The organism is Halomonas sp. (assembly GCF_033549285.1).
GTDB lineage: Bacteria > Pseudomonadota > Gammaproteobacteria > Pseudomonadales > Halomonadaceae > Halomonas.
Window position 1 is genome coordinate 1 of record NZ_JAWSUJ010000140.1, and the last position, 7634, is coordinate 7634.

At 69.3% G+C, this 7634-nt stretch carries 10 protein-coding genes; 4 read left to right on the plus strand and 6 right to left on the minus strand.

Translation table 11 applies throughout. The features are described from left to right. Positions 1-596, plus strand: a 596-nt coding sequence (locus tag SCI24_RS19860) for a Sir2 family NAD-dependent protein deacetylase (protein ID WP_318727025.1), incomplete at its 5' end; no start/stop codon positions are given. Here SCI24_RS19860 and SCI24_RS19865 read toward each other — a convergent pair. From SCI24_RS19865 to SCI24_RS19875, 3 genes are all read right to left on the minus strand, one after another. Further along, entirely contained in the window at positions 577-951 is a 375-nt protein-coding gene (locus SCI24_RS19865) for a translation initiation factor Sui1 (RefSeq protein ID WP_318727026.1), read from the minus strand. The two genes, SCI24_RS19860 and SCI24_RS19865, sit on opposite strands and share 20 nt — an antisense overlap. A gap of 110 nt (positions 952-1061) precedes the next feature. Further along, positions 1062-1745 carry an HAD-IA family hydrolase gene (locus tag SCI24_RS19870; RefSeq protein ID WP_318727027.1) on the minus strand — a complete coding sequence of 228 codons (684 nt, stop codon included), beginning with the start codon at positions 1743-1745 and terminating at the stop codon, positions 1062-1064. 146 nt (positions 1746-1891) lie between these two features. Next, positions 1892-2929 (minus strand): sodium:calcium antiporter, encoded by a 1038-nt coding sequence (locus SCI24_RS19875; protein ID WP_318727028.1) that lies wholly within the window; start codon positions 2927-2929, stop codon positions 1892-1894. Between the two features lie 419 nt (positions 2930-3348). Here SCI24_RS19875 and SCI24_RS19880 point away from each other — a divergent pair, with 419 nt between their 5' ends. Then, positions 3349-3681, plus strand: a complete 333-nt coding sequence (locus SCI24_RS19880; RefSeq protein ID WP_412930274.1) for a hypothetical protein — start codon at positions 3349-3351, stop codon at positions 3679-3681. A gap of 198 nt (positions 3682-3879) precedes the next feature. Further along, complete coding sequence (locus SCI24_RS19885) at positions 3880-4167, plus strand: DUF4235 domain-containing protein (RefSeq protein ID WP_318727030.1); 288 nt, start codon at positions 3880-3882, stop codon at positions 4165-4167. A gap of 21 nt (positions 4168-4188) precedes the next feature. Here SCI24_RS19885 and SCI24_RS19890 read toward each other — a convergent pair whose 3' ends face one another. Beyond that, entirely contained in the window at positions 4189-4749 is a 561-nt protein-coding gene (locus SCI24_RS19890) for a hypothetical protein (protein ID WP_318727031.1), read from the minus strand. A 287-nt stretch (positions 4750-5036) separates the two neighbouring features. Between SCI24_RS19890 and SCI24_RS19895 the strand changes: the two genes are divergently transcribed. Beyond that, positions 5037-5639: a histidine phosphatase family protein gene (locus tag SCI24_RS19895; protein ID WP_318727032.1), complete on the plus strand. Its 603-nt coding sequence runs from the start codon at positions 5037-5039 to the stop codon at positions 5637-5639. A 65-nt stretch (positions 5640-5704) separates the two neighbouring features. Here the strand turns inward: SCI24_RS19895 and fba are convergent, their stop codons facing one another. Then, on the minus strand, positions 5705-6769 hold the full coding sequence (gene fba, locus SCI24_RS19900) for a class II fructose-bisphosphate aldolase (RefSeq protein ID WP_318727033.1): 1065 nt from the start codon (positions 6767-6769) through the stop codon (positions 5705-5707). 84 nt (positions 6770-6853) lie between these two features. Continuing rightward, positions 6854-7634 (minus strand): phosphoglycerate kinase (locus SCI24_RS19905; RefSeq protein ID WP_318727034.1); only part of this gene is annotated, 781 nt, incomplete at its 5' end.

The window sequence follows — 7634 nt, forward strand, 5'->3', positions numbered from 1 at the left end:
GGCTCGAGGCGCTGGGCCACGTGAACGGCGTGATCACCCAGAACGTCGATGGCCTGCACCAGCGGGCCGGCTCGCGGCGGGTGATCGACCTGCACGGCCGCGCCGACATGGTGCGCTGCATGGGCTGCGGTGCCCGGCGCATGCGCCATGACCTGCATGCCGAGCTGGCCGAGCGCAACCCGCACTGGCTGGAGACCGGGGCCCGGGCGGGCCCGGACGGCGACGCCGACCTGGAGGCCGACTTCTCGGGGTTCCGGGTGCCCGGGTGCAGGCGCTGCGGCGATGGCATCTACAAGCCCGACGTGGTGTTCTTCGGCGACAGCGTGCCGCGCGCCACCGTGGAGGCCGCCTTCGCCCTGCAGGCCGAGAGCGATGCGCTGCTGGTGGTGGGCTCCTCGCTGATGGTCTTTTCGGGCTTCCGCTTCGCCCGGGCGGCGGCCCGGGAGGGCCAGCCCATCGCCTGCCTCAACCTTGGCCGCACCCGGGCCGACGACCTCTACGCGCTCAAGGTCCAGGCCCCGGCCGAGGCCCTGGGCGCCCTGTGCGGGATGCTGGAGACCGGCTCATCCCGGGGTGTCAGCCGCCGGCCAGCCTGACCCGGTAGCCGCGCCTCTCGAGTTCGCCCTTGAGCAGCTCGCGGTGGTCGCCCTGGATCTCGACGACGCCCTCCTTGACCGCCCCGCCGGTGCCGCAGCGCTTCTTGAGCGCCTTGGCCAGGGCCTTCAGCTCGGCCTCGGGCAGCGGGATGCCCTCGAGGGTGGTCACGCCCTTGCCCTTGCGGCCGCTGGTCTCGCGGCGAATGCGCACGATACCGTCCAGTTCGGCCAGGCGGGCCTTCTCGGCCTGCTCGGCACACGCGCACTCGGCCAGGGGCCGGCGGCAGTCCGGGCAGGTATCGCCATGTTCGGTGGAGTAGACCAGGCCGCCGAGCTGGTCCTTCAGGGATGCCATGTCGGCCTCCTCGCGTTCGAGAGTGTCCGGGCGATGATAGCCCTGCCGTCGGGTGGCTGCATCCATGGAAGAAGCCGTCCACAGGCGGTCTGGCGGGAGGGGTGTGGATATCAGGCGTGGGCGGCCAGGATGCGGCTGCTCTCCAGGTGGCCGATCACCGTGGGCAGCTGGAACATGTTGCTGATCATGATGGCACCCGCCGGTGTCTCCTCGACGTCGGGAAAGCGGTTGAGGTGGATCACCGTCATGCCGGCGGCCAGGGCGCCCCTCACGCCCACCAGGGCATCGTCGATGACCACGCACTCCTCTGGCGCGTAACCCATCAGGCTGGCGGCATGGCGGAACAGGCAGGGGTCGGGCTTCCAGCAGTTGGCCGTGTAGGCGCTGAAGAGGCGATTGCCGAACACCTCGGCAAGCCCGGTGGCCGCAAGCGAGGTGCGGATCTTGTTCTCCGGGCCATTGGAGACGACCCCCATGGGATGCCCGGCGAGGGCGGCCAGGGCCTCGGTGGCGCCCGCGATCGCGATCAGTTCGCTGGCCAGGCGCCGGTTGAGGTTGGCGCGCATGCGGCACTCGAGGGTATCGAGCCTGTCCGGGTCCACGCTGCCGTGGCGGCGCTCCAGTTCGGCGACGATGTGGCGAAAGCGGGCCCCGCGGAACTCTCCCATGTAGTCGCTGGCCTGGAAGGGCAGGCCGGCGTCGGTCAGGCTGGACGACATCTCGTCGGCGAGCAGCGGCTCGCTGTCGACCAGGGTGCCGTCGCAATCGAAGAGCAGGCAGAGGGGGCGTGCCATCACCGGGCCTCACGATGAATCAGAACGTTATAAGCTCATTGTTACAGATGTCGGGTCTTCCTGCCCAATATTAAAGCCCAGTTTCCCCATTTTGTGAACAGTGTTCTCGAATGGTGCGATGCGGTATCGGCGATTCCTTGCCCGCTTCAGGGCGCCAGCAGCAGCACGAGCGCCCCGGCCAGGTAGCAGGCGATGATGCCGACGCTCTCGAAGCCGATATGGGCCGGCCCCTGCCGTTCGCGATGGATCATCCCCACCAACAGGATGCCGGTCATCAGCATGGATAGCGCGACCCACAGCGCGACCGTGTCGGGAATGGCGTGGTAGACCGAGCCGCCACGGTAGGCGATGTCCGAGGCCGCGACGAACAGGGTATCGAAGGCGTTGCCGCCGATGATGCCCGCCACGGCCAGGGTCAGGGCGCCGCGCCGCACCGCCGCCACCGAGGTGACCAGCTCCGGCAGCGAGGTCACCACCGCCGTCATCAGCGCCCCCACCACCGACTGGCCCAGGCCGGTCTGATCGGCGATCACCGCGGCACTGCGCTCCAGCAGCCAGCCGCTGATGCCGAGCATCGCCGCCAGGGCCACGAAGGAGAGCCAGAGTCGTGTTGCCGAGCGCTTCATGGCCTGCTCGTCGGGCACGTCGGGCTGGGTCTCGCGGGTCTGGGCGGGACGCCACATGGGGTTGTCGCGGCTGCGGTCCACGAGGCGCAGGCCGAACAGGTAACCGATCAGCAGCAGCGGGGTGACGGGGTGCACCTGCCATAGGGTCCACTCGGGGGCGAAGCGTCCGATCAATACCAGCGAGAGCAGGCACAGCAGCAGGCCTGCCTGCATCAGGTTGCCCAGCGAGGCGGCGGCGTGTTCCAGGTTGGCGCGCCGGTGGGTGATGTCGGCGATGGTCAGGAACAGCGTCTGCACGGCGATGCCGCCCAGGGCGTTGCTCATCGCCAGGGTCGGGCGGTCGGCCAGGGCGGCCGAGACCGACACCACCATGCCCGATAGGGAGGTGGCCATGCCCAGCAGCACGGCACCGGCGATGGCCTCGCCGAGGCCGGTGCGATCCGCCAGGTCGTCGACGATCCCGGTCAGCCGGGTCCCCACGACGCCGATCACCAGGGCGCAGCCGCCGAACAGCAGCAGGGCCATGCCGAGGGAGAGGTCCTCCAGCAACGGGATCAACGGGTTCGCCTCCCGGCCCTGGCGGTCGTGTCCCTTGCCGTCGGGCGTGGCGAGAGCAGCGCGCTGTCCATGAGGGCTCCTTGGGGGCGAGATGGTCGAGAGGAGCGTAGCGCGTTATGCCCCTCCCGGGCAGGGGGCGAGAGCCTTCCGGTGGGTGTGCGGCCGGGGACCATGTGCCAGATCTCGCCACCGATGAGCCGTGTGAGGGCCTCATGTCCTGGCATGAGCGTTTTAATCAAGTATCTGAACTTAAAGAATTATATGTCCTCCTTCGGCCTCTTGGCCCGACGAATGCAGCCTCCAGGGTGAGTGACGGCCGGCATGAACCGCCCGCTACCACAGGGCTTCACCGGCCGGGACGCAAAGCCAAGCGGCTTTCCTATCTCGCCAGTCCACGATTCGATGGAGGTGTGAACATGATGTCCAGGGAATCTCTCAAGAAGCTCGGCATCCTCGGTGTGTCCTTCGGCCTGATCGCCAGCCCGCTGGCCTTCGGCGGAGGCGACGAGGAGTACGAGCCTGCCACCACCACGGAGCAGGAAGAGTCCAGCGGCTCCGGTGAGGCCATGGGTTCCTCCGGTGGCAGTGCCGGCACGAGCGGCACCAGCACCGAATACGAGAATGAGGAGCAGGAGAAGCCGGAGTGGGAAACCTCTGGCTCCGATGACGGCTCCGGCCAGGAGTACGAGGAGGAAGAGGAAGAGTGGGATGAGCCCGAGGAAGGGGAGGACGGCGAGGCGTCCACCCGGTAAGGCTCGCGCAATATCGTGATGGCAGTCTTCAGAGCGAAGAGGTGTTGCCGCCCCGTTGACCGGGGCGGTTTTTTTCGTCCGTGCCAGCCGACCGGGGACCTCTTCCGGCCCGGGCTCGGCTAGCATGAAGCGAGGGCCGGAGGAGGCGACCGACGTCGCCTCCTCCGGCCGGACCATGTCTCGGCAGGCGAGGTAAGGATGAAGCAGGAGACCCTTTGGTCACTGGTCGGCTCCGCCGCGGCGGTGGCCGCCGGCGTGATGGCCCGCAGGGCCGCCGACAAGGCCTATCGGCACGAGGTCGGCGAGGCCCCGCCGGCGAATCCCGACGAGCCCGACGTGGGCTGGCGCCAGGCGCTGCTATGGGGGGCGGCCACCGGTGTGCTGGTCGGGGTCGTCCGGGTGGTGGGGCGCCGCGCCGGCCGCGAGGCCCTGCACCGTGCCCCTCCCGGCCGCCATCGACGGGCGCTGCGCCGGCTCGGGCGATAGCGTCGCATGCCTGTGGGCGGGCTAGGGTGACGCCTCGGCGCGCTCACCCGCCTCGATGCGCTCTCCGTCTGGTGACAGCAGGTACCAGGCGGCACCCAGGTGGATGACGTCCTGGCCGAGGGCATCGCCGGCCGCCTTGTCGCCCGAGAAGTAGTAGAGCGGCCAGCCGTCATAGGTCACCTGGCGGGTGCCATCCTCCCGCTCGATGGTATTCAGCAGGTCGGCATCCACGCGTTCGCCGGCCTGGGGCTCTGCCTGGGTGGCGTAGGGCGGCCAGGCGATGGCACAGGTCTGGTCGCAGGTGCTGTTGCCGGCCCCTGGCTGATCGTTGGCGAACAGATACAGGCTCATGCCGTCGGCGTCGGTCAGGTAGCGCCCGTAGGGGGACTGCTCGCGGGTCTCCACCCGTGCCTGGTCGACGGGCTCGGGGGTGCTCTGCAGGTCGGGATCGGCTTCGCTGGCACGCTGGCCTTCCACCGAGGCGGCGTCGTTGCCGTTGGCGCCGTCGTCCGCCAGGCTCGGCTGGGTGCCGAGCAGGAGGAGCAAGGCGGCCAGCCCGAGCAGTTGCCAAGCAGGTTTCATGTCGTCTCTCTCCATGGTGACGCTTCGCCTTCACTCTAGGTAGGCCCGGCGAGGGGCTGCAAGTGGTCAGCTCGTCGCGCCCTATGCCCCGAATGATCCCGCCCTCGATCCCGACATCGTCGCGGCGATCCGCCATGAGGTCGGTGGCGACGAATGGCACTTCCGGGCGCGGTACCAGGAAAGGGACTGGCCGGCCGGTTGGCCAGATCGCTTGGGCCGGGCGGCATGGGCTAGGCTGAAGGCACGAGGGGGCCCGTCCCCTGTGCCCAGATTGCGAGGTCAACAAGATGCGACGCCTTCCGATGCCATCGTGGCAGGCCTTGCTGGTGCTGGCCCTTCTGCTGCCAGGCCTCATGGGCCTGGTCTCTCCCCGTCAGGCCGAGGCTCAGGGCCGGCAAGGCGACGCGGCGGCCTGGCAGGCCCTGGCGCAGGGAGGCCATGTGGCCCTGATGCGCCATGCCCTGGCCCCCGGTATCGGCGACCCGCCGGGCTTTGTGCTCGACGACTGCGCCACCCAGCGCAACCTCTCGGCGGAGGGGCGTGAGCAGGCGCGCCGGATCGGCGAGCGGTTTCGCGAGAAGGGTATCGAGGTGGCGGCGGTGCGCTCCAGCCGCTGGTGCCGCGCCCTCGAGACCGCCGAACTGCTGGGGCTCGGCGTGGTCAATCCCACCCCGGCACTGGACTCCTTCTTTCGCGACCGTGGCGAGGCCGACGGCCGCACCCGCGCCGTACGCGAGCTGATCCGCGACTGGGATGGCGAGGGCACCCTGGTGCTGGTCACCCACCAGGTCAACATCGCCGCCCTGGTGGGCGGTGGCGTCGGATCCGGCGAGGTCGTCGTGGCCAGGCCGGGTGACAAGGGGCTCGCCGTGGTCGGCCGCCTCCGCTGAGGGCGGCATTCGCCGGAAACGACAGGGGCGGCTCGCGGCCGCCCCTGTGGATCAACGCGTGCTGATCACTTGACCCTGGGGTTGAGCTCGCCGCGCTCGTAGCGCAGGAACATCTCCTCGAGGTTGATCGGCGTGATCCTCGAGGCGTTGCCGGCGGTACCGAAGGCCTCGTAACGCGCCTTGCAGATCGCCTTCATGGCGGCCGTGGAGGCCTTGAGGAACTTGCGCGGATCGAACTCGGCGGGGTTCTCGGCCAGGAAGCGGCGCACCGCGCCGGTGGAGGCCAGGCGCAGGTCGGTGTCGACGTTGACCTTGCGCACGCCATGCTTGATGCCCTCGACGATCTCCTCGACCGGCACGCCGTAGGTCTCGGGGATGGCGCCACCGAACTCGTTGATCACCGCCAGCCACTCCTGGGGCACCGAGGAGGAGCCGTGCATCACCAGGTGGGTCTCGGGGATGCGGGCGTGGATCTCCTTGATGCGCTGGATGGAGAGGGTGTCGCCGGTGGGCGGCTTGGTGAACTTGTAGGCGCCGTGGCTGGTGCCGATGGCGATGGCCAGGGCGTCCACGCCGGTGGACTTGACGAAGTCGGCGGCCTCTTCCGGGTCGGTGAGCAACTGGTCGGGGTCCAGCTTGCCCTCGGCGCCGATGCCGTCCTCCTCGCCGGCCATGCCGGTCTCCAGGCTGCCCAGGCAGCCCAGCTCGCCCTCCACCGAGACGCCACAGGCATGGGCCATCTCCACGGTGCGGCGGGTGACGTCGACGTTGTAGTCGTAGTCCATCGGGGTCTTGCCGTCCTCGCCCAGGGAGCCGTCCATCATCACCGAGGAGAAGCCGAGCTGGATGGAGCGCTGGCAGACGGCGGGGCTGGTGCCGTGGTCCTGGTGCATGACCACCGGGATATGCGGGAACTCCTCCACCGCGGCCAGGATCAGGTGGCGCAGGAAGGGGGCGCCGGCGTACTTGCGCGCGCCGGCGGAGGCCTGGACGATCACCGGCGAGTCGGTCTCGTCGGCGGCTTCCATGATGGCGCGCATCTGCTCGAGGTTGTTGACGTTGAAGGCCGGCACGCCGTAGCCATGCTCGGCGGCGTGGTCCAGCAGCTGGCGCATGCTGATCAGAGCCATGGATTCACCTGTTCTGTATGGGACGTCATGACGGCGTGGCCGCGGTGGCCACGCCGGATCGTGGAGTTCGAGGGGGCGGGTGCCTCAGCGCGCGGCGGCGTCTTCCAGGGCCTTCACCGCCGGCAGGGTCTTGCCTTCCACGTACTCGAGGAAGGCGCCACCGCCGGTGGAGATGTAGGAGACGCGGTCCTCGATGGCGTACTTGTCGATGGCCGCCAGGGTGTCGCCGCCGCCGGCGATGGAGAAGCCGTTGCTCTCGGCGATGGCCAACGACAGCGCCTCGGTGCCCTTGCCGAACTGGTCGATCTCGAACACGCCCACCGGGCCGTTCCAAAGGATGGTGCCGGCATCCTTGAGCAGTCCCCCCAGGCGGCCGGCGGTTTCCGGCCCGATGTCGAGGATCATCTCGTCATCGGACACCTGGTCGACCGGCTTGACCACGGCCTCGGCCGACTCGGAGAACTCGGTGGCCACCACCACGTCGGTGGGCAGCGGGATCTCGACCCTTTCCATCAGCGCCCTTGCCTGGTCGATCAGCTCGGCCTCGTGCAGCGACTTGCCCACGTTGTAGCCGGCCGCGGCGATGAAGGTGTTGGCGATGCCGCCGCCGACGATCAGCTGGTCGCACTTCTCGGAGAGGGCGTTGAGCACCTCGAGCTTGGTGGAGACCTTGGAGCCGCCGACTACCGCGACCATGGGGCGCGCCGGGGTGGCGAGCGCCTTCTCCAGGGCGTCGAGCTCGGCAGCCAGCAGCGGGCCAGCGCAGGCGGTGGGAGCGAAGCGTGCCACGCCGTGGGTGGAGGCCTGGGCGCGGTGGGCGGTGCCGAAGGCGTCCATCACGTAGACGTCGCAGAGCGCGGCGTAC